The sequence below is a fragment of the Bifidobacterium sp. A11 genome (assembly GCF_000499185.1).
Taxonomy (GTDB): domain Bacteria; phylum Actinomycetota; class Actinomycetes; order Actinomycetales; family Bifidobacteriaceae; genus Bombiscardovia; species Bombiscardovia mizhiensis.
The window spans coordinates 130643-156500 of sequence record NZ_AWUO01000001.1; the positions used below are offsets into that span (position 1 = coordinate 130643).

23 protein-coding genes are annotated in these 25858 nt (G+C 62.8%); 12 read left to right on the forward strand and 11 right to left on the reverse strand.

Annotation, left to right across the window (positions count from 1 at the left end):
- Positions 1-10: 10 nt before the first annotated feature.
- The 11 genes from P273_RS0100535 (at position 11) to P273_RS0100585 (ending at position 11488) form a co-directional block, all read left to right on the forward strand.
- Positions 11-1075: a MoxR family ATPase gene (locus P273_RS0100535; RefSeq protein WP_155804660.1), complete on the forward strand. Its 1065-nt coding sequence runs from the start codon at positions 11-13 to the stop codon at positions 1073-1075.
- On the forward strand, positions 1072-2004 hold the full coding sequence (locus tag P273_RS0100540) for a DUF58 domain-containing protein (protein WP_024626579.1): 933 nt from the start codon (positions 1072-1074) through the stop codon (positions 2002-2004). The genes P273_RS0100535 and P273_RS0100540 overlap by 4 nt, the downstream gene beginning before the upstream one ends.
- Positions 2001-2534 carry a hypothetical protein gene (locus P273_RS0100545; RefSeq protein ID WP_024626580.1) on the forward strand — a complete coding sequence of 178 codons (534 nt, stop codon included), beginning with the start codon at positions 2001-2003 and terminating at the stop codon, positions 2532-2534. Before P273_RS0100540 ends, P273_RS0100545 begins: the two co-directional genes overlap by 4 nt.
- Positions 2531-3607, forward strand: coding sequence for a vWA domain-containing protein (locus tag P273_RS0100550; RefSeq protein ID WP_029675966.1), 1077 nt, complete (start codon positions 2531-2533; stop codon positions 3605-3607). Before P273_RS0100545 ends, P273_RS0100550 begins: the two co-directional genes overlap by 4 nt.
- Entirely contained in the window at positions 3604-4632 is a 1029-nt protein-coding gene (locus P273_RS0100555; RefSeq protein WP_029675967.1) for a VWA domain-containing protein, read from the forward strand. The genes P273_RS0100550 and P273_RS0100555 overlap by 4 nt, the downstream gene beginning before the upstream one ends.
- Positions 4629-5159: a DUF6466 family protein gene (locus tag P273_RS0100560; protein ID WP_024626582.1), complete on the forward strand. Its 531-nt coding sequence runs from the start codon at positions 4629-4631 to the stop codon at positions 5157-5159. Before P273_RS0100555 ends, P273_RS0100560 begins: the two co-directional genes overlap by 4 nt.
- A 126-nt stretch (positions 5160-5285) precedes the next feature.
- The gene (locus P273_RS0100565) at positions 5286-5615 is read left to right on the forward strand and encodes a hypothetical protein (RefSeq protein WP_024626583.1); all 330 of its coding nucleotides are present in this window, start codon (positions 5286-5288) and stop codon (positions 5613-5615) included.
- Positions 5612-7039 carry an alpha/beta hydrolase gene (locus P273_RS0100570; RefSeq protein WP_024626584.1) on the forward strand — a complete coding sequence of 476 codons (1428 nt, stop codon included), beginning with the start codon at positions 5612-5614 and terminating at the stop codon, positions 7037-7039. The genes P273_RS0100565 and P273_RS0100570 overlap by 4 nt, the downstream gene beginning before the upstream one ends.
- Before the next feature lie 72 nt (positions 7040-7111).
- Positions 7112-8557: an adenylosuccinate lyase gene (gene purB, locus P273_RS0100575; RefSeq protein WP_024626585.1), complete on the forward strand. Its 1446-nt coding sequence runs from the start codon at positions 7112-7114 to the stop codon at positions 8555-8557.
- Between the two features lie 2 nt (positions 8558-8559).
- Positions 8560-11031: a lysylphosphatidylglycerol synthase transmembrane domain-containing protein gene (locus P273_RS0100580; RefSeq protein WP_024626586.1), complete on the forward strand. Its 2472-nt coding sequence runs from the start codon at positions 8560-8562 to the stop codon at positions 11029-11031.
- Positions 11032-11200: 169 nt separating this feature from the next.
- Positions 11201-11488 carry an HU family DNA-binding protein gene (locus P273_RS0100585; protein WP_015022121.1) on the forward strand — a complete coding sequence of 96 codons (288 nt, stop codon included), beginning with the start codon at positions 11201-11203 and terminating at the stop codon, positions 11486-11488.
- A 100-nt stretch (positions 11489-11588) separates the two neighbouring features.
- On the opposite strand, the gene P273_RS0100590 is transcribed toward P273_RS0100585, so the two are convergent.
- The 10 genes from P273_RS0100590 to rpoZ all read right to left on the reverse strand — a co-directional run bounded on the left by P273_RS0100590 (position 11589) and on the right by rpoZ (position 23102).
- The gene (locus P273_RS0100590; protein ID WP_024626587.1) at positions 11589-13016 is read right to left on the reverse strand and encodes a proteasome accessory factor PafA2 family protein; all 1428 of its coding nucleotides are present in this window, start codon (positions 13014-13016) and stop codon (positions 11589-11591) included.
- Between the two features lie 3 nt (positions 13017-13019).
- Positions 13020-13223 (reverse strand): ubiquitin-like protein Pup, encoded by a 204-nt coding sequence (locus tag P273_RS0100595; RefSeq protein ID WP_024626588.1) that lies wholly within the window; start codon positions 13221-13223, stop codon positions 13020-13022.
- Positions 13224-13247: 24 nt separating this feature from the next.
- Entirely contained in the window at positions 13248-14084 is an 837-nt protein-coding gene (locus P273_RS0100600; RefSeq protein WP_024626589.1) for an inositol monophosphatase family protein, read from the reverse strand.
- Between the two features lie 90 nt (positions 14085-14174).
- Positions 14175-15683: a depupylase/deamidase Dop gene (gene dop / locus P273_RS0100605; RefSeq protein ID WP_024626590.1), complete on the reverse strand. Its 1509-nt coding sequence runs from the start codon at positions 15681-15683 to the stop codon at positions 14175-14177.
- Entirely contained in the window at positions 15680-17242 is a 1563-nt protein-coding gene (arc, locus tag P273_RS0100610; RefSeq protein ID WP_024626591.1) for a proteasome ATPase, read from the reverse strand. Before arc ends, dop begins: the two co-directional genes overlap by 4 nt.
- 71 nt (positions 17243-17313) lie before the next feature.
- A complete protein-coding gene (gene fmt / locus P273_RS0100615; RefSeq protein WP_024626592.1) occupies positions 17314-18288 on the reverse strand; it encodes a methionyl-tRNA formyltransferase in 975 nt (324 codons plus the stop codon).
- 45 nt (positions 18289-18333) lie between these two features.
- Positions 18334-19038, reverse strand: a complete 705-nt coding sequence (locus tag P273_RS0100620) for an HAD family phosphatase (protein ID WP_024626593.1) — start codon at positions 19036-19038, stop codon at positions 18334-18336.
- Positions 19039-19139: 101 nt separating this feature from the next.
- Entirely contained in the window at positions 19140-21443 is a 2304-nt protein-coding gene (locus P273_RS0100630; RefSeq protein WP_024626594.1) for a primosome assembly protein PriA, read from the reverse strand.
- Between the two features lie 92 nt (positions 21444-21535).
- Positions 21536-22756, reverse strand: coding sequence for a methionine adenosyltransferase (metK, locus tag P273_RS0100635; protein WP_024626595.1), 1221 nt, complete (start codon positions 22754-22756; stop codon positions 21536-21538).
- A gap of 61 nt (positions 22757-22817) precedes the next feature.
- The gene (gene rpoZ, locus P273_RS0100640; RefSeq protein WP_015022131.1) at positions 22818-23102 is read right to left on the reverse strand and encodes a DNA-directed RNA polymerase subunit omega; all 285 of its coding nucleotides are present in this window, start codon (positions 23100-23102) and stop codon (positions 22818-22820) included.
- Positions 23103-23280: 178 nt separating this feature from the next.
- On the opposite strand from rpoZ, the gene ilvD reads away from it, so the two are divergent.
- A complete protein-coding gene (gene ilvD / locus P273_RS0100645; RefSeq protein WP_024626596.1) occupies positions 23281-25140 on the forward strand; it encodes a dihydroxy-acid dehydratase in 1860 nt (619 codons plus the stop codon).
- 74 nt (positions 25141-25214) lie between these two features.
- On the opposite strand, the gene gmk is transcribed toward ilvD, so the two are convergent.
- On the reverse strand, positions 25215-25838 hold the full coding sequence (gene gmk, locus P273_RS0100650) for a guanylate kinase (RefSeq protein WP_024626597.1): 624 nt from the start codon (positions 25836-25838) through the stop codon (positions 25215-25217).
- Positions 25839-25858: the final 20 nt, after the last annotated feature.

A 25858-nucleotide genomic window follows, 5' to 3' on the forward strand; every position in this document is an offset into this window, starting at 1 on the left:
TGCCGTTACCATGTCTGCTATGGCATTATTCCCACCACGACCCAGTCAGTCCCCATCTGTTCAGTCCGGTCAGAACCGGCAGGTTCCGCCAATCAGCCAGGACGACCTGCAACGTTGCCGTCAGTTGGCCGACCGGATCCGAACCCGCTTTTCAAGGACTCTGGTAGGCCAGGAGAACCTGCGCGAGGCCCTTATCCTGACGCTGGTGGCCTCAGGACACATCCTGATCGAATCCGTGCCCGGTTTGGCCAAGACCACCGCCGCCCAGACCCTGGCCACCTCGGTCTCCGGCAGCTTCAAGCGGATCCAGTGCACACCCGACCTGATGCCCTCGGATCTGGTAGGCACTCAGGTTTACGACTTCTCCACACAGCGCTTCTCGACGCAGCTGGGCCCTATTCACGCCAACTTCGTTCTCCTTGACGAGATCAACCGCTCCAACGCCAAGACCCAGTCAGCCATGCTTGAGGCCATGGCCGAGGGCGCCACCACCATCGGCGGCGAGCGCATAGCCCTACCCCGGCCCTTCATGGTGATCGCCACCCAAAACCCCATTGAGGAGGAGGGTACCTACAACCTGCCCGAGGCCCAGATGGACCGGTTCATGCTCAAGGCCGTCATGACCTATCCTGATGCCGACCAGGAGACCCGAATGCTGCAGATGCTGACCAGCCGAGGCACCGATATGCCCTGCAAGGACGATCGGGACGCACTGACCATCGCCGATGTGGACTTCTTGAGGCAGAAGGCCCGGCAGGTCCACGTGGCAGAGCCCATCATGCGATATGCAGTCGATCTGGCAGCCACCAGCAGGGGGGCTGGATCGCGCCCCATCCAAGGGCTGGCCGAACAGGTGAGACTGGGAGCCAGCCCGCGTGCCTCCATCGCTCTGGTGCGCATTGGCCAGGCCAGAGCCCTGCTGACTGGCAGGGATTACGTCATTCCCGAGGATCTGAAGGACTGGGCCCATTCAGTACTCCGCCACCGGATCCTGCTGACCTTCGAGGCTCAGGCCGACGGCATCAGCAGCGACGACATCATCGACCAGATCGTCGACACGGTGCCGGTGCCATGAGCCGTCGACGCTCGGATCGCGATCCGGTCCGCAGGCGGATCGAGGCCTTGGACTCCAGTCTGCGGCTTCCCACGGTGCGCAGGGCCCTTGGTCTGCTGGAGGGCGAGCACTCCTCTAGCCGACGCGGGGGTGGAGACGAACGTGCCGATCTGCGTGCCTATGAGTTCGGAGACGAAACCCGCATGATCGACTGGCACGCCAGCGCACGGATGGGTCGGCCCATGGTGGTGGAGCGCGAGCGCCTGGTTACCAGCAAGGTCTGGCTGTTGCTGGACGTTGGCCGCGAGATGTCCGGAACCTGCCCTGACGGGGAGCAGGCCATCCAGGTAGCCGCCAACGCCCTGTGCATGTTCGCCTCCCTAAGCCTGCGCCGCAGCGATGAGGTGGATCTGGTCCTGGTCGATTCATCCGCCATCCGCCGCATACCCTGCCAGGGGGGCTTCGCCCGATTCGAACAGACGCTGGACCGGGCTCTGGAGTCACCACTGGATCAGCCGCGCAACCTTGAGGCCCTGCTGGGCTACGCCGCCGGCATCCAGGACCGGCAGGCCATGCTGGTTATCGCCACCGACCAGTCGGCATTGTACGTAGACCTGATGCCGACCATCCGACAGTTGGCAACCACCCACCCCCTGAATCTCATCGGAGTGGAGACCATGAATCCCCTGCGCCAGCAGCCCACTATGGGCTCGGTAACGGATGCGCCCAGCGGACGCAGGATCCCGGCTTTCCTGCGAACCGCGAACGGGACGCAAGCTGTGGACCTGCACAGACGCTACCAGATCGAGGCCTTTAGCCGGGAACTGTCCAGAATCGGGGCCTCCCTGATCCGGGCAGACTCCAGCACAGCCATGTTCAACAGGTTCATCCACCTGCTTTCAGCCGGCAGACCGGGCATCCCCATGCGACGGACGGTGATGGCGGCATGAGTGGTGTCGTCCTGATTCGTCTTGCGTCCGATCATGGCCGAATCAAGGTCATACCCACCATGACCCAGCCCACCTGGCTGTTGGCTCTGACAACGACCGCCATCATACTGGCCCTGGCCCTGGCCGGAGCGGCCATTCTTTTGCCTAGGTTCCGCCGTCAGCAGGAAGAGCATCCGATCCAAGCGAGCTCTGACTCCCTCGATGCCTGGCGTCGGCGGATTGATCAGGTGGTGGCCCAGTACGACAAGGGCCATCTGGACCGCGACCAGGCCATGACAGCACTGGCCACTATCGCTCGTGGATTTGCCTCCCACTCCTGGAACAGCGACATGAAATCCAAGACTTTGGCCGAAATCCAGGCTCAGCCCCGCACGCCGAGTACGCGACAGGGTCTGGACCTGCTTCGACAGACCATCGATGCCCTCTACCCGCCCGAATTCGCCCTTCCACGGGACAGCGAGGGAACTGACGCCACGGTGAATCAGGCAGCCGACTGGGTACGGAATTTGATTGAACGGTGGCCGCGATGAGCATAGGCAATCTGTCCTGGCGGTGGCCCTGGCTGCCGGTCCTGGCTCTGGTCCTGGCCTTGGCATTGGGCCTGCTGACTCACCGTATGGCACGTCGTGGCCGGCCGGATCAAGAACCGGGAGCCCGGATCTGGACCTTGGACAACGACCTGGACACCGAGGAGGGCCACGAGGCCCTACGGCGCTGGCGGCGATTGAACCGCTGCGCCGCAATCCTGCTCGCCCTGGCCCTGCTGATGGTTTTGAGCCTGGCTGCAAGGCCCGCCCGGGTCGATCGGACATTGGAGCAGGGTCATAACCGCGATATCGTCCTATGTCTGGATGTGTCCGGGTCCACCCTGCCCTACGACCGGCAGGTGATCGCCTCCTACCTCGATCTGGTCCGCAACTTCCGGGGCGAACGCATGGCCCTGAGCATCTTCAACTCCACATCGCGCACCGTCTTCCCTCTGACTGATGACTATGACATGATCACTGCCGAATTAAGCAAGGCTCGGCGGATCCTGGACGGGGTGCAATCCCAGGACCGCATCGACGCCATGAGCGGACGACAGTACCAGGACATCAGCGACTGGCTGGAGGGCACGCAGAACCGCCGGGATACCACGTCACTGATCGGCGACGGGCTGGTGGGCTGCGCTGCGCTCCTGCCGCAATTCGCTCCCAAGAACCAAACCCGACCGGCAAAGGCCGACCAACGTTCGAGCTCCTTGGTCCTGGCCACCGATAACGTGGTCTCCGGCAAACCCACGTACACCCTGGAGGAGGCGCTCAAGCTGACCTCGGCCGCGGGAATCGCGGTGGACGGGCTCTATTCGGGACCGGACCAGGGCACCGAGGATGAGACCACCAAGCAGATGCAGCGGCAGATCGAAGCCCGTGGCGGTATCTTCCTGCGACGGCAGGATGGGAACTCCATCAACGCGCTGGTCCGCCGGATCGAACGTCGCCATGGAGCCGACCCCCGCCAACAGGAGCAGTCCAGTCTGGTGGATGCACCCGGCTGGTGGACCCTGGCCCTGGCCCTGGCCCTGTCCGCATATCTGCTCCTGGCCTGGAGGCTGAAGCGATGAACATACTCAAGTCCCTGACCTTTGAGCCTGCCCTGGGCTGGGTGGCCGGCAGCCTTCTGGCAGGCCTGCTCTTGCTCCTGGCCATTGCGCTGGTCATCCATGGACTGCGTAAGGGGCAAGATACGGATGCTGATCGCTGGGCCCTGACCCGACGCACCGCCATGGTCCTGATCCTGGCCCTCATGGTCCTGACTCCCAGCACCGTCAGCAAAACCACCAACAAGGCCGTCAACGCCACTGATGTCTTCATTGCGGTTGACGTGACCGGATCCATGGCAGTCAAGGATGCCGGATATGGAACCCAGGACGGCATGAGCCGGTTGGGGGCGGCCAAGGCGGCCGTTCGAGACCTGGTCGACATCTATCCGGATGCATCCTTCTCGGCTCTGAGTTTCGGTGCCTCGGCCAGCGTCGATCTGCCCCTGACCCCCGACGTACGAGCTGTGGACAACTGGGCCCGTGGGCTGACCACAGAGCCCACCTCCCGTTCCTCGGGTTCCAGTCTGGACGCTCCTCTGGATCGGCTGACTCTGGCATTGAAGCAGACCAAGGACCGACATCCCAACGACCGGATCCTGCTCTATCTGATCAGCGATGGGGAGCAGACCGGCAGGGACGAACGGCGATCCTTCAGCGCTCTTAGAGAAGTGTTGGACGAGGCCTTTGTCCTGGGAACCGGTTCAGCCAAGGGAGGCACGGTGCCGTTGACCTCCGATGTGGGCGGCAGCGATGCCGGAGGCTGGGTGAAGGATCCGCAGACCGGCCAGCCGGGCATCTCGGCCATGGACCCGAACACCTTGAAGGCCATGGCCGACGAGATGAGCGGCCACTATCAGGCCCTGGCCAAGGGGGTCACCGTCCGCGAGGGTGCTACAGCTTCGGTCTCCAAGCGCTACCGGGTGACCACGGTCGACCAGGTGCGCCGACATGTCACCCCGTTGGTCTGGCCCTTGGCACTGGTGGAACTGGTCCTGGTCCTGGTTGAGGCAGGGCAATGGATCCGTACTTCGAGGAGATTGCTATGAGCAGGAAGGTCCTTCGAACGCGTCTGGTTCTTATTGTTGTAGCCCTGATAGCAGCGCTGGCCGGGGCATGGGGCCTGATCAACGTCAGAGCCATCGCCACTTACAACGAGGCCACGCACACACTGAACACCAGCATCCGGCAGGCCCGAAACCCACAGGCAGACCCGGCAGCAATCAAGGCGCTGCAAGATCAGGCAGACCGCCTTTTCGCCCAAGCGGCGCGGCCGGGCCCCTTGCTTCTGCCGAAGACCAGGCAGGCCGCGCAGGCCAACCAAGCGACCAGTACTGCGCTGGCCCAACGTACGGAACGGGTACTCAAAAAACAACAAGCAGACAAAACCAAGAATGGGCAGGATGGAAAGAGCGGATCAGGCAAGGGCTCATCCTCTGGGCTGACCAAGCAGCAGGAGGCTGAGGTGGAGGATCTGCTCAAGCGCAACCAACAACAGAGCGATCCCTCCTCCCCCAACCAAACAGGCAATACGGGCGGCCACCAGGACCAGGAAAAGGGCGTCAAACCCTGGTGACCGGCCTTACCAGGCATTGCTCAACCATTTGCAAAGACCTGTCCCCATCAAAACGGGTCAGGCAACATTCGACCACATAGCCCAATCGACGCCATGCAAGCGTGACCGCGGTGATGAAGTAGTCGCATGGACAAGTCATCACCATCGTCACTACCCACCTGGGGCTCCCTCCTCGAGCAGTCCTCCTACCTGTCCGATCCTGAGGCGGCCGGAGCCTGCCCCTGCCACGCACGGGCAGCCCACTGCCGGACCATGCTGACCGATATGGCTCGGCAGTCGAGAACAACCCTGGTCCACCTGAGCGAGTTAGCCGGCCAAGCTCTTAGGGTCGACTGGCAGGGAAAGGCCGCTCAGGCCTACCGGGCCCAGGTACGGGCCATGGATGCCCTCTGCCAGGATCAGCGTGTACAGGCAGGACGCACCTTGAACCTGATCGATCAAGAGAGCCAGCCATGAAGCGCACGGTCATCGCCGCACCAGACGCCAACGGTTACACCAGCACCGAATTGGATCATCTGACCGGCATGGCGGACCGGCTCAACCAGGCAGGTGGTGCCCTGGCCACCCTGCAGACACAATGGATTCTTACCGATCAGGCCATCCGCAGAACCATGCCAGGACTGCCGGCACTCCCCTGCGCCCAGGCTGCCGCGCCGCCACCAGGTCACGCCCGTCTGCCCCTGGATCTGATGGTGACCTTCTGCAGTGACCAAGCTCAGTCCTGCGAAAACCTACGCACCAAGCTCCAGTCTGTGGCCGATCGACTGACCAAGGCCTACGGGTTGTACTCGCAGGCGGAATCATTCATGGAAAAGCTGATGGACTCCCTGATATCCACGGCCGTGACCCTCTTTCAGCCCATCGCCCCGTACATGTTGGGAACCATCGGTCTGAGCCTGGGAGCAGCTAAACTGACCGGCAACCTGGATGCCTCGCAATTCCAGGAATTTCTGGAAACTACAGCCGGCATCCATCAGCCTCTGCTGGCCGCCGTCGCGTCCGACCTGACTTCAGACCACCATGATCCTATTGGCAGATTGGTCACCGATCCAGGCCTGCTGGTGCCCTTCATACTCGCTCATCTTCAGGGTGACCGGCTCACGATGGATCCTGTCCAGCCACAGGGCAAGGGGTTGGGCGAGGCTCATGACATCGCCACCGCTCTGCAGAATCTGGAGGCCTTGGGATCCTGCCGGGACGGCATTCCTTACGCAACCATCGCTGTACAACGATATCGGGAGGCGGACGGTAAGGACCGTTGGCTGGTCTACATACCTGGCACCAGCTCCCATCTCGATTCCCCCATCGGATGGGGCCAAAATATCCAGCTGATGAGCGACAAGGCTTCAGTGCGCGAAAGTGCGGCCTCCCTGCGTCTAGTGGACCAGGCCATGCGGGAGGCCGGGGTGCGTCCGGACGATCCGGTCAGCCTGGTGGGTCATTCCCAGGGCGGCATCGTGGCCGCCACCATGGCTTCGGATCTTTCCAACCGTTACCATTTCGATCACATCGTGACCGTCGGATCACCCATCGCTCATCGCAAGATAGGGTCAGACACCTGGGTCACCAGCGTGGAGATGCGCGAGGAGCTGGTCTCCAGTCTTGATGGAGCCGACAACCCCTCGCGGCCCAATCAGCTGACCGTCAGAGGAAGGGCAGGCGGACCTCCCCCTCCAGGCGACAACCAAAGTGGCCGGTCGGTGACCACTGCCGGCCCCGGCAAGGAATCCACCCATGGCATGGCCTACCAGCGGGCGGCCTGGGCTGATGCCCGCGATCAGAATTCACCAGCCGTACGACGTCAGGACGACCACTTCGCCCATGCCATCGAGGGCGATCTGCAGGAGACCCGCTACTACCGCGGCAGGCTGCAGCGATGAGCGGGACACGCGGACCCCCAAGAGCACTCATATCGATTCCTGCTGGTTGACCCGGTCGTCTAGGCTGGAGGCATGAACCTGAGCCGAATCACCCCAGTCATCCCCCTCAACCCCTTGGACGGACGTTACCGCAGGCAGACCGCCGATCTGGTGGACTATCTGAGTGAACCTGCCTTGAACCGCGAGCGTATGCGGGTCGAGGTCGAATGGATGATCATGCTGGCCAACGGCTACCAAGGCAACGGCCAGCACCCGGTCCTGCCGGGTGTAAAGCCTCTGACCGAGGCTGAGCAGGCTTATCTGCGGGCCATCCCCGAGGATTTCGATGCCGATGGCATCACCGAACTGGCAGGTATCGAAGCCCAGACCCACCACGATGTCAAAGCAGTGGAATACTTCATCGACCGCCGTCTGGAGGCTGCAGCCACAGCCCTTGGCCCCGAGTCCCAACTTCCCAAGCTGACTCCCCTGGTCCACTTCGCCTGCACCAGCGAGGACATCAACAACCTGGCCTATGCCCGTTGCATCCGAGGCGGGGTCGAACAGGTCTGGCTCCCCAAGGCCACCCGGATCGAGAACCATCTGGCCACCATGGCAGAGCAATACCGTGATCTGCCCATGCTTGCCCTGACCCACGGCCAGCCGGCCACACCCACCACCCTGGGCAAGGAGATGGCGGTCTACGTCCACCGGTTGCACCGGCAGCTGGACAGGATCCGCAATCAGGACTACATGGGCAAGATGAACGGTGCCACTGGAACCTTTGGGGCCCATATGGCCGCCCTGCCGCAATTGGATTGGATTGATCTGACCCGGACCTTCATCACCGAGCGGATGGGCCTGGTCTGGAACCCATTGACCACCCAGATCGAGTCCCACGACTGGCAGGCCGAGCTCTTTGGCAACATCGCCCACCTGGGCCGGATCCTGCACAACCTGGCCGTGGATGTCTGGATGTACATCTCCCGTGGCGTCTTTGCCCAGGAACCTGTCAAAGGCGCGACAGGGTCCAGCACCATGCCCCACAAGGTCAACCCCATACGCTTCGAGAACGCCGAAGCCAATCTGGAGATCTCAGGGGCCCTGCTGGACACCCTGGCCACCACCCTCACCGAAACCCGCTGGCAGCGGGACCTGACTGACTCCACCACCCAACGCAACATCGGTTCGGCCCTGGGCTACAGCCTGCTGGCTCTGGACAACCTGGACGGCGGCCTGCAGACCATCCACCCCGACAAGGCCCTGATGGCCCGCGAGCTGGACAGCAATTGGGAGGTTCTGGGCGAGCCCATACAGACGGCCATGCGGGCCGCTGGGCTGGCTGGACGCTCAGGCATGGATCACCCCTACGAGCAGGTCAAGGAACTCATGCGGGGCAAGAGGATCGGCCGGGAGGATGTCGAGCACTTCATCGATGGCTTGGACCTGGACCAGGACACGGCCAGTCGGCTCAAAGCCCTGACGCCGGCAACCTACACCGGCGCAGCCGGAACCTTGGTGGACTTCGATCGCGACTGACCATGACCCCGTCCCAGTCGACCACCACCCCCGAGGACACTGATTCCGCCCACCCTGGACAGGCAGACCAGGTCGTCATCAGAGATACCCCACCCCAGCGGGTTCATGATGCCGAAGACCTACTTCGAGCCCTGGCAGCCCTGATCCTGGGAATTCTGGTCACCCTGGCAGCTGTCTATCTGAAAGGGATAGCGGCCGGGGTCGAGTCTGACATGCGCCAAGCTGGCAATGCCATGGACTGGCTCATGGACGTACCCACCGCTTTCCTCCAACAGGCGGTGACGGTGACCGTGGTCCTGGCCGTGATTATCCACCTGCTGGTCAACAGGGAATGGATCCAGGCCATCACCGCCCCCTTGGCCATGTTCCTGGGGTTTGGGCTGGTCATGCTGACCTCCAACCTCATCCTGAAGGCGGGCAATCCGACCCTGATCGCCTCATTCAGCTCCCAGAACGCCATAGGGTCGCCCGTCCTGCTGCCTGACTTCTATGCCGGTCTGGCTGCCTTCCTGAGCGCAGCAGGACCCCGTCGCCTGCGCAGCTCGGTCAAGTGGGGATGGAACGCTCTATACGTCGTGGCCATCATCATGGTCGCCATATCCTCCAATTCGGCCAGCGGGGTTCTGGTCTCGCTTATCCTTGGACGAATCATGGGCATGGTCGTCCGATACCTGGCGGGCACGCAGAACAAGGGCGCCTGGGGGCAGGGGGTGGTGCAGGCCATAGCATCCATCGGCATCCATGCCACGAGTCTGGAACGTCAGGATCCCAGTCTGGACTCCGATGGCCAACCCCTGCCAGCCCTCGACGACGACCTCATTGAGGCCTCCCGCATCTACAGAGCCCATGACGGGCAAGGCCACACCTACACGGTGTCGGTCATGGACGGCCAGCTGCACACCATGGGCTATCTGATGCAGCTCTGGCAGTGGATCAAGCTTTCCGGAGTCTCCATGCGCCGGGACCGGTCAGTCAGAAACTCCATGCAACACCACATGGCCCTGCTGACTGAATTGCGGGACCTGGGGCTGCCCGCCCTGCACCCTTACGGTCTGACGGAGAGCGCCGAATCCTCAATTCTGGTACTGGAGGATGATGTCCATCTTGATCCCCTGGAACCTGAGAACCTGGACGCCGACAGGGCCAAGCAGCTGATGGACTACCTTCGCCGGGCCAACGAGCGCGGCTTCACACACCGCCGCATCCGCCCGGAGACTCTGGCCATGGACCAGTCGGGCTCCATGGTCATCGCCGGCTGGGAGAACGGCGACAGCGCCAGCTCCCAGGCCAACATCGCCCTGGATCGGATCCAGCTTCTGGCTTTGATCGCCACGATGATCGGGGTGGATCAAGCCATTGATGCCGCCCGTGCCTCCTGGGGGGTCAAGACCCTGGCGGGGCTATCGCCATTCTGCCAGATGGTAGCCATTCCCGCACAGACCCAAGCCCTGCCCAGCTGGGATCGACAGATTCTGACTGACCTGCGCAAACAGTTGCAGGCTCTGGCTCCCCCTGAGTCGGTGGCTGAGACCGGCCAGGTAACCCTCTCACGTTTCAGTCTGCGTAGCTTCGTGGCCCTGGCCCTCTTGGTAGTAGCTGTGGCAGTCATTGTCACCCAGTTCAACCTGCCTCAGGTCATCAGCGCCGTCCGCAATGCCAATCCTTGGATGGCTGGGCTCTCCTTCCTGCTGGGATCACTGTCTTGGGTGGGCTGCGCCATCACCCTAGGAATCTTCATCGATCCGGCCAAGCGCGATTTCAAGGGTATTTTCCTATCCCAGGTGGCCTCCTCCTTCACCTCGGTCTCCATGCCTGCCGGAGTGGGGCCGGCCTTCGTCAACCTGCAGTTCCTGCGGCGGGACGGTTATGGCAACACCATGGCCACGGCCATCATGAGCGCCGTGGTGGCCGTCCAGTTCGCGACCACCTTCTGCCTGCTGATCGTCATTGGACTGTTCACCGGGCGCAACACCCTTTCCGGGATGATACCCACCAACACCCTGGTCATCGTCATCGGAACAGTGGCCATCATCGCAGCTTTGATCATGGCCCTGCCGTACACACGACGAATGGTCATGGAACGCTTGATGCCCATTGTGGCCTCCTACGCCCGCCACCTTGTGGAGATATTGACTCAGCCCCGACAGCTGGTAGTGGCCGTACTTGGGGCTGTGCTGCAGTCGGCCGCCTTGGGCATGAGTTTCTGGGCCGCCCTGATGGCCTTCGGCTGCAGGACCAACGTTTTCGAGACCACTTTCGTCTTCCTTCTGGCCAACACGCTAGGTTCGGCTGTCCCCACTCCTGGCGGCCTAGGGGCCATAGAAGCCGTGCTCTTCTCCGCCTTCCGCCTGGCTGGCGTCCCCTCAGGCGTGGCCATCTCGGCCACTCTGGTCTTCCGTGTAGCCACCTACTGGCTGCGCATCCCCCTGGGAGCCCTTGCCATGCGCTGGCTGAGCAAGCACAATCGCATCTGAAGAGCCCTTTGGACACTTTCATTCCCAAGGACCTCAAAAATCGCTTGATGAAATGTCGGAAACCCCCGAAAAATGCGGTGTTTGGGCCTAATCTGCGGTAATATCAGTCATTGACCGTTGGGCTTTCCCCAAATCAAGCAATGGGAGGCCCCCGAAAGAAGGATGTTCTATGGCATACAACAAGTCTGATCTCGTGTCGAAGATCGCGCAGAAGTCCAACCTGACCAAGGCTCAGGCGGAAGCTGCTGTCAACGCCTTCCAGGATGTCTTCGTCGAGGCCATGAAGTCCGGTGAGGGTCTGAAGCTGACCGGTCTGTTCTCGGCCGAGCGTGTCAAGCGCGCCGCCCGCACCGGCCGCAACCCCCGCACCGGTGAGACCATCAAGATTCCGGCCAGCTACGGCGTGCGTATCTCCGCAGGCTCGCTGCTGAAGAAGGCCGTCACCAACAAGAAGTGAACCAGCCTTTCTGCAAGGGCCCCGGCATCCATCCACGGATGCTGGGGCCCTTCTTGGTTAGAGAAGACCAAATGGAAGTCCCGCGGTGCAAACTGGGCTTCTAGGCACGAGGTTCTGCGGCATTCTTGAGAAAGTCCATCAAGGAGTGGTATCGGGGTGGGCCCACATGATCGAAGGGGTCAGGCAGGGCAACCTCTACTCGGTGAGAGCCGCCTAGGACCAGCTGGCTCCAGTCGCATGACCAGCTGCGTGTTCCCCGGTCTGCTGCACGGACGAAGTCGCCACGCAGACGGGCCCGGGTATCCTCCGGAGGTTGATCCATGGCGCGACGTATCTCTGAGTCGTCGACCGGCGAGCGCATGAGCCCATGCCTGATCAGGCCAGGGAAAGATCTTCCGGCACTCAGATCGTGATAGTCCAGATCCAGAGCCTCGGCCAGATCCCGTCCGGTCCCTCGTCGACTCAGGCCCTGGATCAACCGCAACTTGGCGGCCCAATCCACCCAGTCAGCCAGATCCTGCCAACGCCCCGCGTCCAGCGCATCCAGGGCAACCCTCCAAAGTCGCAGGGCCTGCAGAGCTTGGGGTCGGTCGATGCCTATATCCTCCTGCTGGTCAACCAAATCCTTGCAGGCCGACCAATAGGCCTCTTGCAGACCCAGGGCGCTGATACTGCCAGTTTTCGTGGAAGCCTGCAGTTCCAGAGTGACCCGGCCGGTCCGATCCCGACTGACGGCTCGGACGGCTGCACGGGGATCAGCCAGCGCCCAGTCCGCCAGGTCTGGTCGTCGGCCTTGACGGCAGGCTTGCTCGATCAGGTTCAGAACCAAGTGAGTGCTGGCCATCTTGAACCAAGTGACCAACGGCGAACGGTTGGTATCCCCTACGATCACATGCAGACGCCGCCATCGTTCGGGATCGGCCAGAGGCTCGTCACGGGTGTTGACCATGGGACGGGCGCGGGTGGTGGCCGAGGAAACCGCCTCATCCAGGAAGTCGGCTCGCTGGCTGATCTGGAAGCCATCTGGGTCCAGACGACCCGCCCCGGTGACCAACTGCCGGGTGACCAAAAAGGGGACCAGGCAGGCTCCGATCATGTCCAAGGGGACTCGCCGATCCAGCAGGTAGTTCTCATGGCAACCGAAGGCATGACCCTGGGCATCCACATTGTTGGCAAAGACATGCACCTTCACGGGCCTACCCATGTCCTCCGTCAGACGTTTCCCAGCGCGCCCCGCAAGGTCGGTCATGATCCGCTCCCCGGCCAGCACCTGTTTCAGTGCCGTCAGCGGATCGCGGGCCTCCGCAGTGGCATACTCCGGGTGGGAGCCCACGTCCAGGTAAAGCCGAGCGCCATTGGGCAGATAGATGTTGGTTGACCCGTGCTTCTCGATCAGAGGGCGAAACATAGCCATGGCCACCCTACCGGCGGCGTAGGGGCCACTGGCGCCGGTCAGGCTCAGTCCATACTCGGTCTCGATGCCGAATATTCTGCGAAAGTCCGAGTCAGTCCCCTGCCCATCCGCCATGGATCACTGGCCGCCCTTCTGGACGAAGCCCTGCACATACTCCTTGGCGTTGGTCTCCAGGGTGGTCTCGATGTCATCCAAGACGGCATCAAGATCGGACTGAGCCGTCTGACCCTGTTCACGTGCCCCGGTCTGCGGCAAATCCTCTTCCTGTTCCTGCTGCTGCCCGGCTGCCATATGCCGCCCCTGCTGGGATGCCTCAGCCATGGTCGCTCTCCTTCCCTGTGCGAATCAGCGCCCGCTCAGATAGGTGTTCAAATCCTCGGCGATGAGCCCGTTGGTGGCCACTACGTCGTTACTGCCCTCCCAGCGCACGTGCCCGCCGTCCCAGCGCCAGAGGGTGCCCTTGGCCTCCCGAACCACGACAGCCGCCGCAGAGACAGCAGGGATGTCCCAGGAGTGCAGGGCCGGCTCGAAGTAGGCGTCGTAGCTGCCGTCCGCCACCCGACACAGGTCCAGCGAGACCGGACCAACACGCTTGATGTCGGCAGGCTTGCCGGCCATGCGTGAAACGATCTGCAGGACTTTTTCGGACTCGTTGGGGAAGTAGGACATACCGAAGCTGATCACTGACCCATTCAGGGTGGTCATCGTGGAGGGGATGATCTTCTCCCGCTTGTCGCCCACAATAGTCCGTCGGATCCTGATGGCGCCCTGACCCTTGGCGGCCAGATAGGTCAGGCCCAGGACCGGTGCATGCACGATGCCCAGGACCGGTGAAGCGTGACCCTTCTCGTCCACGGCGAAGAGGGAGATGGTCAGCGTCCATTCGGCCATGTTGCGCACATAGTTGACCGGACCGTCGATGTGGCCCAGGCACCAGTAACGACCGCCTGGACGGCGGTTGCCGGCCTCCTCCTCCCAGAAGCCGTCCATGGGATCCAGGGCGGCGATCTTGGTCCGGCAGTATCGGATCAGACGCGTGTCAATGCTCGGCGAAAACTGGGTGCCCTGGCCGATGGCTGAGGTGGAGCGGGGATCGTGGGGGTTGATCTGGTCCTGGAGGGCATGACGACCGGCCTCCACAGCAATGGTGGCGGCCTGCATGGCCAAATCGCGCAATTCCATACTTCTCTTCTCTTTCAAACGGGTGGTCGAGGCATTGCCGACCATGGTCCACCGGTGGTCGTCCTGTCGGATATCGGACTATTTTCTGCGCTACCTGCAGTATATGTCGCGGCCATCCCGGTAGGAAGACCGTGTGTGACTCAGCGGATCGGACAGATCCACCACCCTGGTCCTAGGCTCTCCCTCCGGTCCCTGTTCCTCAAGAATGACACGACTCCAGGAGACAGCCCTGACCGCATCAGGGCAGCGGTGAAGCAGCCGGGAACGGTACCAGGCGCGAGTCTGCTCCGGCCCCTGGTCCATGGCCCTGGTGATCTGGTCGGGATCGGCCAGTTGCAGGGCGGATCCTCTGAGTCGCCAAGGCAGGTCACGGCCGGGATCCACCCGTGCCCAGGCCAAATCCAGGGCCGCCAGACGGGGATCCGACCAGTCGGATATGGAACGACGACGACGCAGACGCTCCAGAAGCTGCCATTTGAGCAGCCATTCCAACCTGCCTGCCTGGTCGTGCATAGCCAGACGGGCCTCCTCGTCGCCCGAACGCACTGCGGCCAGATCTTCGAGCACCTGATCCCAGAGGCTCAGAACTCGGTCGTCAGCACATCCAAGCCTGTCAACATCCCGTCTGGCCTGGCGGGCCGCATCCAACAATGCTCTTTGGATGGTCAGCGCATCGGCGAATCCTCCGTTTGCCAAGGCCAGCGGTTTGCTCAGGGTGACATCTCGCGAAACCGTGTGCAGGGCCGACACCGGATCATCCAGCGTCCAGCGATCCAAAAGCTCATCGACTTGGCTGGTCGAACCACCCTCGGACTCCAAGAGGCCCAGCAGCAGATCGGTCGTTCCCAGCTTGAGGACCAGGGGCGCATCCAGCCGGTTGGCATCGCCCACAATCACATGGAGGCGGCGACTGCCCGGCCCGGCATGTGACTCGTCCCGGGTATTGATGATCGGCCGCCCGAAGGTGGTCTGCAGTCCAATGCGGCTGGTCAGATAGTCAGCGCGTTGGCTGAGCTGGAAGCCGGCCTCTTCGCTCCTAGGCCCCAGACCCACCCTGCCCGAGCCGGTGTAGACCTGCCGGGTGACGAAATGAATGGTCATCAGAGCCGCCACCCTGGCGAAGGGCACCGCCCTATCCATCAGATAGTTTTCATGAGACCCCCAGGCGGCACCCTTGCCGTCCACGTTGTTCTTGTAGAGAGCCAGACCTCCGGCCCTTTTTGCGGCCTGGGCCATCATCCGATCACCAGCACGGTCCTGGACCAGCGCGTCGAAGGCATTCACTGTTTCCGCCGAGGCATACTCCGGGTGGGCATGATCCACGTAAATCCGCGCGCCATTGGGAGCTGCCACATCAATCAGCCGGGCGCCGGGCGCGTCAGTGAGCATACTCGGAGCGGCGGCGGAACGCGGCAGCCGACCTCCCCTGGCATCATTGACCGGATCCTCTTGCCCATAGTCCCAGCGGATGTGCGCCAAGGCCGGCTGGGCGGCGGCTCTTACCAGACGCAGGGCCAGGGTACGTGGATCGGCGCCGGGATCCTGGGGATCGGCTATGGCGTACTCCGTCTCGGTACCCATAACCCGCCCGGCATTCATGATCGCTCCCCTGGCCCGTCAACTGGGCGAACCTCCTGAACCTGCCCTGGGCGCAGTCCTGCCAGATCGGCCCAGCGGTCCGGATCCTGCCCACTGAGCTCCTCCAGCGTGTCCTCATACTGCCCACGGACCGCCCTCGCGCAGAACCCGCGGTCAAGACCCACCTGCCGTCCCTGTTCGATTGAGGCCTTGACCGCCATGGTCTTGACCCGATCAACCAGGTTATGCAGCATGGCGCCGGAGACCACTGACTCTAGGTAGAGGGGCTGCCAGCGGCCCGTGGCATCCATGATTCTGCCCAGCAGGTGGTCATCATCCCGAGCGAAGAGTCCGTCGACCAGCACCTGGATCAGTTCCTCCGGCCCGGAATCATCCTCCATGGGCATATCGGAGCCCAGATATTTGCCCAGAATGGCGGCTGACCTGGTTCTGTCGGGCCGATCGATGCGGATCTTAACATCCAGCCGTCCAGGGCGCAGAACCGCCGGGTCGATCATGTCAATGCGGTTGGAGGCGCCGATGACCATGACCTGGTCCAGGGATTCGACACCGTCCAGCTCGGTCAGGAACTGGGGGACGATGGTGGTCTCCACATCCGACGAGATACCAGAACCTCGGGTGCGCAGCAGGGCATCCATCTCGTCGATGAAGACCACCACCGGTCCACCCTGGCCTGCCAGGTTGCGGGCCCGGGCGAAGAGACGGCGAATCAGCCGTTCGGATTCGCCCACGAACTTGTTGAGCATCTCAGGGCCCTTAACTGACAGAAAGACCCCATGACCGTCGCTCTCCTGGGCCAGGGCACGGGCCAGGGCCTTGGCGATCATGGTCTTGCCATTGCCGGGCGGACCATAGAGCAGGACACCCTTGGGGGCCTGAAGCCCATAACGGCGCATGAGATCAGCATGTTGGAAGGGCAGCTGGACCGCATCCCGGATCCGCTCGATTTGCCTGTCAAGGCCGCCAATATCGGAGAAGTCCACGTCAGGAGTCTCCTCCAGGAGCATGTCGGCCTGGTCCGACTCAGGCAGCACAGCCAGGGCCATCGAACAGCTTTCGTCCATGAGCAAGGCACTGCCCGCCTCGATGGGCTGGTCCTGCAGAGAGCCCGCACGCGCGGCTACGCGGGTCTGACCGGAGGGGTCTTCCACCAACAGGGCACCGGATTCCAAGGTCTCCCGCAGCGTGCGAACCTGCCCGGTCACCGGCTGATCGCCCACACGCACCACCACCATATCGGCGTTGAGCAGAACCTCCTGACCGGCCCGGATCCGCTCGGCGTGGATATCGGGCGCCAGGGGGACGACCATCCGTCTGGAACCGCTCAGGATCAGCAGACGGGCCTGCTGCACCCCCTGGCTGTCATAGGCGACAGAATCCACGCCCAAGGCCAGGGCGACGGTCAAAGGTGGTTGGCCCAGCTGGGCCAACTGGCTCTTGGCCTTGGACAGTTCCTTGGCAGCCCTGGTCAGCGCGGTAGCCAAGGCCCGGTTGCGCCGTTCCCCGGCCTGGTCCTGGTCATTGGCATCGTCAGCTTGCTCAACATCATCGGACTGCATGACTTCCCTCTTCCCTCCATCGTTCGCCCCTGGAATCCCCGCACGGCCTGGACAGCCAGCCGGGGAGGGGCTCAGCTGCAGTGAGCCCCGTCTTCCAAACGAGCTCCACGGGCCCAGTCCATGGCCTTCATGGCGCGTTTGCCGGCAGCCTTGACCATCTGCAGCTCCAGGGGCAGGGTCTTGGTGCCCACCCAGAGGTGATGACGGTCCATGGCCAGCCGACCCGGCTCCAGGTGCCCCGGAAGACCAGGCTCATCCCCTCGGGCCGGTGCCGCCCGGAGCACGGTCAGTCCTGTCTGCTCGTCCTGCGGATCGTCGCCCCGCCGGTACAGACACCAGGCTCCCGGTTCCGGGCTGCAGGCGCGAACCTGCCGATCCAGAGCAAAGACGGGCACATCGAAACGCATGTGGGCATCCTGATGGGTGATTTTGGCGGCCACCTGATAGGCGCCCCGCGTCTGCTCCTTGGGTTGAATCCGACCCTCCGCAAGTGCCTCCAGACTGGCAGCCAGCAGGTGGGATCCATCCTCAGCCAGGCGATCCAGCAGCTCGCCAGAGGTCTCGTGCGACCCGATCTCCACCGTAGACTGGGCCAGGATAGGCCCTTCATCCATGCCAGCCGTGAGCCGGAAGACCGTGGCGCCAGTGATGGTATCCCCGGCCCAGATGGCCCGCTGTACTGGGGCTGCTCCACGCCACTGCGGCAGCAGGGAAAAGTGTAGGTTGTACCAGCCACCCTCAAAGGCGTCCAGGACCGGCTGGCGCAGGATCCGTCCGTAGGCCACGACAGCCGCACAGTTGGCACCCGTATCCTTCAGCCGCGCCGGAAAATCCGGATCGGATGGGTTGTCCTCAAGAACGGGAATCCCCAGCTTGATGGCCTCAGCCTTGACCGGACTGGGCTGCAGATGCCTTCCACGCCCCTGGGGTGCGTCGGGTCTGGTGAGCACGGCGGCAACCCGGAAATGCTCCTGGTCGGCCGCCAGCAATCTCAGAGACGGCAAGGCGACCTGGGGTGTGCCCGCAAACAGCAATGTCATGACCATATCGTCTATCTCCTTTTCATCTGACGGCTTCGGAACTCTGCACGTTCACTGCACCTGAGGAATGTTCACCCCTGCCTCAATCAGGGCAGTGCGCAGCCCGTAGGGGTCGCTGAATCGCAGACTGCGGATGCCGGCCTTGTTGGCACCGACTACATTCATACCCTTGTCATCCACAAAGAGGGTCCTGTCAGCCCGGATTCCGAACTGATCCAGGGCATACCGGTAGATTGCCGGATCGGGCTTGAGCATGTGGATGGGTCCAGAGACCACCACTCCGTCCAGCCTATGCAGGAAGGAGTCGCCATCCCAGGCGTGGTGAAAAAGCTCAGCACTCCAGTTGGTCAACCCCCAGACGCCTAGGCCTGCCGCTTTCAGATCCTCCACCAGCATGCGAGCGCCGGGGACAGGGCCGGTCAGTGAATCGACAAAATGGTCACAATAATAGGCGAACATGTCATCCCAAGGAGCCCCGCAGTTGTCGGCCACCCAGTCACGGGCCTGGGCGCAGGTGGCTCCGCCATCCATCATGTTGTTGGCCCGGTAGAAACCGGAACGGCTGTCGTCCAGCATGGCTTCGATGCTCTTGCGCCCGTACCTGGCCACCATGGCCATCTCGGGCTGCCAACGAATCAAGACGTTGCCGAAGTCGAAGATGACCTGCTCGATGGGCTGACCCTTAGCCTGAGCCGCCGCCTGCTCGGCCTGGATCACATCTGCCTCAACCCGAATCTCGCCCGGCCATCCCTTCATGCCTCTCCGCCTTTCCTGAATTCGTTCATCCGCGCCTCTGCCTGCGCCCCCTCATGAAACCACGCCGCATAGACCCTGTAGATATTTGCCTGGAGCGACAATCAGGTCAGATCCTTGGGATCCATCCGGAAGCGCAACTCCCCTCGCCCGCGACCGGCCACGTACCTGGCTTGAGCCTGCTTGAGATCGTCAGCCAGCTTATCCCTGGAACTGGTGGGTACCCGAACCAGGGCTTGGACCCTATCCTGAGTTCCCTCCAGATAGCCGGCTTTCAGCGTGGAAGGCGCCGGTATGGGCACAGGGCCAAGCAGGGCAGGGACCGGCTCAGGACCGGCATCTGTCATAGCCTCCTGCTCCGGCGTAATCCCAACGGCATCCAGCATCCAAGTGACGGCCTCCCTTTCGCCCCATATCGCAGCCATGCCGACCGCAGGGGGCATGGCAGTCAACCGACGGTCCGCCAGATCGGCGGCGGCCAACACCGGCCCCTGCCAGGTCATCAGCGCCTGGGCCAGCTGGGGATCGCACTCCCCCAACAGGAGCACCTGACCTCCCTGGGCTCGGGGGCGACAGAAGGAGGCCACGCGCATCCAGGCTCCCAGGGTGTCCATACGTGCATCGACGCCAGGGGCATACAGACTGGTCCAGGCATCCAGAATGGCCACGGCCCGGTATCCTCGCGACAGCCGGGGCAGGTCCGAATCACCTGTGTCTGTATTGTTGCCTTCAACACTCGAGGCGACCACTCTAGGCTCGGCACCCGGGGTGGCGATGACCAGGCTGGGGCGATCCTGTATGCGTTCGACCACCCCCCGAGGCTGGCTGGGCGAAGAGATGACAATGGGCACATTTCTGAAGAGCATGCGCAGCTCCTGGGCCGTCCCGGCGGCACCTACCCTAACCACCCGAAGCCGCGAACCCCCGCAATCCGGACAGGACCAGTCCGTAGCCGCAGCCCCGCACCAGGCGCATCGGGGCGCACCAGGCCGCCTCGCCCGCAGGGGTCCGGTGCAACGCGGGCAGCGAGCCTGATGATGGCAGCGAGCGCAACTCAGGCTTTCGAAGATGCCGTCCTGTGGGATGGACAGCAGAACCGGACCACGCTCCAAGGCTTTGTCAATAACCGCGACGGCGGTATGCGGAACCCGGGCGCCCATGGTCGGGTCGGCCAGATGGCTCAGTTCCTCCCGATTTAGCCAGCGGATCCAGGGCTGTAGGGTCGTCACCGTAGGCCGGTCAAGCGTCAAAGCGGTGCCTGGACCGGTCACACCGGAGTCCGCCTCGGTGGCCTCGGGCAGACTCTCCCAGTGGGAGCGCACGCTTCTGGCACGGGCCATGGCCAGGAATACGCCACCGTGGGCACGCGCCCGCAGCCTCAGCACTCCACGGGCATTGGCATAGGGCATCATCCCATCGGCGTACTGGTAGCTGGCATCGTCCATCAGGGCGAAGAGGGCAGGCCCCTCCACCGGGGCGTACATGGCAGCCCGCAGCCCGATGGCGCAGCGAACCTGACCTGAAGCCAGCGCAAGGTAGGCCCTGTAACGCTCGGCGGGAGCCATGCCGCTGTCCAGAATGGCGAAATCACCGGACCAGCCGTGAGCCTCCTGTTGACCAGGACCGGCGGCAACAGAGGGGCCAAAGGGACGCAACCCCAGCTGCTGGAGGACTGCGGACAGGTGGGCCACCTGACGGGTGCCAGGCAGCACCATAACCGCCGATCGGCCGGCCAGCAGGGCCCCTGTCAGCACCCTGGCAGCCAGCAGGGCGGCCTGGTCCATACCGGGCAGAATATCGGTCAGATAGGCGGTGAACGTATCCTCTTCCAGCGACTGGTCCAGTTTCTCCAGTCCCTGATAGCCCGGATCAAGCTTCTGTTTCAGATCCCTCTGCCGCTGGGCCAGCCCGGCCACCCAGGCGGGGTCAGACGCCAGCCGGGGCTGACCGGGAACCAGCTGCTGCTCCTTGTCGATGCGGGCCACGCGAGGGGGCAGGGCCAGACGCAGAATATTGGCCTCGGTACCCCCATAGGCCCTGGCGATGGCAGTGATGTCCGCGCGCAGGGAAGATGAGATCAGGCTGCGATCCAGCACAACCCGTTCCAGGAAACGCAGGGAGGCGCGGGGAACCTGGCTGTCTGCCACGCGTTCCCAGATGATGCCGTTGACCCTGCGCGCCCCGAACCGGACGCGAACCAGACATCCCGGCTGTGCATGATCGTCCTGGTCCGCATCCACCAGATAATCGAAGGTCCCGCCCAGATGAGTGGCCTGCACATCCAGCACCACCCGTGCCACAGGGAGTTCATGGGCCGGTCGGCGCGGAGGTTTCTTTCGACTGCTGCTCGAACGACGGCGTGGGGCAAGACCATCCAGGGCGGGCTGACTGACATCCTGCGAATCCATGGCTTCTCCCCTCGCTTTCACAATTAAGAGAGCCACGGCGGATTCCCCAGTCGATGACCTGGGAACCCGCCGTGGCTCTTGATGAACAGCTACTACCTGGTCATGCCGATGGCGGCCTTGAGCTCGCCCACCTTGTCCACCTGCTCCCAGGTGAAGTCGGGATCCTCCCGGCCGAAGTGTCCGTAGGCTGCAGTCTTGGCGTAAATGGGCCTCAACAGATCCAGCTCATCAATGATGGCTGCCGGCCGCAGGTCGAAGACCTCGCGCACAGCCTCCTGAATCTGTTCCCGGGTGACTCCCTGCTCGGTGCCGTAGGTCTCCACGTTGACGCTGACCGGATCGGCCACGCCAATGGCATAGGCCACCTGGACCTCAACCTTGTGTGCCAGTCCAGCAGCCACGATGTTCTTGGCCACCCAACGCGCGGCGTAGGCAGCAGACCGGTCGACCTTGCTGGGATCCTTGCCGGAGAAGGCGCCGCCTCCGTGATGCGCCGCACCGCCATAGGTGTCCACGATGATCTTGCGTCCGGTCAGTCCTGCATCAGCCGCAGGACCGCCCAGGACAAAGGAACCGGTAGGATTGACCAGCACCCGGTAGCCCTGGTGTTCGACGGCCTGGCCACAAACGCGATCCAGCACGGGCGTGATGACATGCTCCATCAACTGCTCCTGGAGCCAGTCATGCCCCACCTCGGGATCGTGCTGGGTGGAGATGAGGACCGTATCCACCCGGCGGGGGCGGTCATCCTGATCATATTCGATGGTGACCTGGGTCTTGCCGTCGGGCCGCAGGTGCGGGATGATCCCCTCCTTGCGCACCTGTGCCAGTCGGAAGGCCAGCTGGTGGGCCAGATAGATGGGTAGGGGCATGAGCGTGTCGGTCTCATCACAGGCGTACCCGAACATGACTCCCTGGTCGCCGGCCCCCTGGGACTGGTAACGCTCCTCACGGGTGGCAGCGCTCTCCTGGCTGGCCGACAGCCGTTCCACGCCCTGGTTGATTTCCTTGCTCTGCTCGCTCAGCGCCACGGTCACGCCGCAGGAATCCGCGTCCAGTCCGATATCGGATGAGGTGTAGCCGATCCTGCGCAGCACCGACCTGACCTGGGACTGAATGTCCGTGTAACCCTGGGATGAAACCTCTCCGAAGACGAAGAAGAGGCCGGTGGCCGCCGAGGTCTCCACGGCCACATGCGAGTGCGGATCCTGGGCGATCAAATCGTCCAGGATGGCATCGGAAATCTGGTCGCAGACCTTGTCTGGATGGCCCTCGGTCACTGATTCAGCCGAAATCAGCCGTCGCTCTGTCATTTCATTCACCTTTGTCTAGAAACCGTCACCGTCCGAGAACCCTGCACTGAGAGTCGAAGGCTCAGTTGCCTTCGCTCAGATCATCCTCGCCCAGGGTCTCTTCAAGCAGGCCCTCATTGATCTCACGGAAGGCGATGGACAGGGGCTTCTCCTGGTTCTGGTACTCAACCAGCGGGCCGACGTTCTGCAGCAGGCCCTCATTGAGCTGTGTGAAATAGGAATTGATCTGACGGGCCCGCTTGGCCGCGAAGATAGAGAGCGCATACTTCGAATCGGCGTGCTTCATGAGGTCGTCGATGGGAGGATTCGCAAATCCCTGCGGATGGGGCTCGGTACCGAATGCCATAAGATGTTTCTCCAATTCAACTGGATGAACCATTCATTCAATCTGAATGATTTTACCGCCCGGGCTCGATTTTAGCCTCGGATGCTTCTCTGCCGGGGAAAGCGGAGCGAGAACCTCGGAAATTCCAACATGTGGTCATGTTCAAACCGTTGATGCCTACGATCACTTGAATAAAACTATGCAGATGCGATCAGCCAAATTAATGAAGGAACGAGAGTTCGCGGGCGCCCGTGCTCTCTATCGTGCCGCTGGCGTCAAGGGTGAGGACTTCGGCAAGCCCATCGTGGCCATCGCCAACTCCTTCTCCGAATTCGTGCCCGGCCACGTCCACCTGAACAAGGTGGCGCGTCTGGTCTCCAAGGCCGTCAAGGAAGCGGGCGGCATCCCCCGCGAGTTCAATACCATCGCCGTGGACGACGGCATCGCCATGGGCCATACGGGCATGCTTTACTCTCTGCCCAGCCGTGACCTGATTGCAGACGCCGTGGAGTACTCGGTCAACGCCCACTGCGCCGATGCCCTGATCTGCATTTCCAACTGCGACAAGATCACCCCCGGCATGCTCATGGCCGCTCTGCGTCTGAACATTCCCACAGTCTTCGTCTCCGGCGGCCCCATGGAGGCCGGACGCACGGTCATGCCCGACGGAACAGTCCAGGAGAGCACGGATCTGATCGATGTCATGTACGCCTCGGCTGACGACAGCATCGACGATGCAGGTCTGCTGGCACTGGAGAAGACGGTCTGCCCCACCTGCGGTTCCTGCGCCGGCATGTTCACCGCCAACTCCATGAACTGCCTGACCGAGGCCATGGGTCTGGCCCTGCCCGGCAACGGCACCACACTGGCCTCGCACACAGCACGGAAGATGCTCTTCGAGCGGGCCGGCAAGCTGGTCGTCGAGATTGCCAACCGGTACTACCAGGATGACGACGACTCGGTCCTTCCCCGTTCCATCGCCACCAAGAAGGCCTTCGAAAACGCCATGACCATGGATGTGGCCATGGGCGGGTCTACCAACACCGTCCTGCACATTCTGGCCGCCGCGCAGTCGGCGGATGTGGACTTCACATTGGACGACATCGAGCGCATCTCCCACACAGTCCCCTGCATCTGCAAGGCCTCTCCCTCCGGAGACTGGGAGATATCGGACGTCCACCGCGCTGGCGGCATCTGCGGCATCCTGGGCGAGCTGGACCGTGGCGGAGTGCTGCACAAGGACACGCATTCCATCGACTATCCGGATCTGGAGTCCAAGCTCAACGACTGGGACATCATGCGTCCCACCTGCCTGGATCAGGCCAAGGAGCTCTACCACGCAGCGCCCGGCCACATCACTTCCCCCGAGCCCTTCAACCAGTCCAAGGAGTGGGAGGACTTGGACACCGACCGGGTCAACGGCGCCATCCACGACCTGGATCACCCGGCCGTCTCCGAAGGCGGTCTGGCCATACTGCGCGGCAATCTGGCCCCCGATGGCTGCGTGGTCAAGACCGCTGGTGTGCCCAAGGAAATCTGGAACTTCCGCGGACCGGCCCTGGTGGTCGAATCGCAGGAACAGGCCGTGGAGGTCATTCTCAACGGCACCCTGCACAAGGGCCAAGCCCTGGTCATCCGCTACGAGGGACCCAAGGGCGGCCCCGGCATGCAGGAGATGCTCTACCCCACCTCATTCGTCAAGGGCAAGGGCATCGGCAAGGACGTGGCCCTGCTGACCGACGGCCGCTATTCCGGCGGCTCATCCGGCCTGGCCATCGGCCATATCGCTCCTGAAGCAGCCAACAAGGGCCCCATCGCCCTGATCCGCAACGGCGACATGATCCGCATCGACATCCCCAACCGGCGCGTAGACGTCGAGCTGAGCGATGAGGAACTCGCCCGGCGTCGCGCAGAGCTGGAAGCCGGCGAGGGCTATGTGGCCCACAGGGACCGCAAGGTTTCCCTGGCGCTGAAAGCCTATGCCGCTTTCGCCCGCTCTGCAGACAAGGGTGCCACCCGCGACCCTGACCTGATCAACCGACTGTCGGGCTTGGACTGATAAACTAAAATCCTCCAATCGGGCTCTCACTCGATTGGAGGATTTTTTAACTCTTCCGAAGCTAGGGCAGGCGTTCAGAGACCGTACTCTTTGGCGATTACCGTCCAGAGCGCCTGGGCGGCTTTATCCACGTTGTCGTTGACTATGACCTGATCGAACTGATCCTCGGAGGCCAGCTCCACCTTGGCGGTCTCCAGCCTGCGGGCTCGCTGCTCCTCATTTTCTGTTCCCCGCATGTTCAGTCGGGTAACCAGATCCTGGAATGACGGCGGCGCCAGGAAGACGTAAAACACTTCCAGGCCCAGCTCTCCCGCCCTTTGACGAACACGGTGCGCCCCCTGCAGGTCGATCTCCAGAATTGTGGGCACCCCTGCTGCCAGATGTTCAAGGACCGGCTGCAGCGGGGTGCCATAGTGGGACAAGCCATGGACCAGAGCGGTCTCCAGAAAATCTCCGGCGGCCTCCCTGCGGGCAAACTCCTGCTCATCCATGAACCAGTAGGTGATGCCATCCTTTTCGCCCGGACGCGGTGCGCGGGTGGTGGCCGAGACGGAGACCCAGACCTCCGGGTGGGCACGACGCAGAGCTGCCTCCACAGTACCCTTGCCAACAGCCGTGGGCCCCGTCAACACGATCAGCCGGCCGCCCGTCTTCCCCGGCCCCCCGGTCTGTACTCCCGAAGAGTCCTGACTTGACATGTCGGCACCGTTGATCGTTG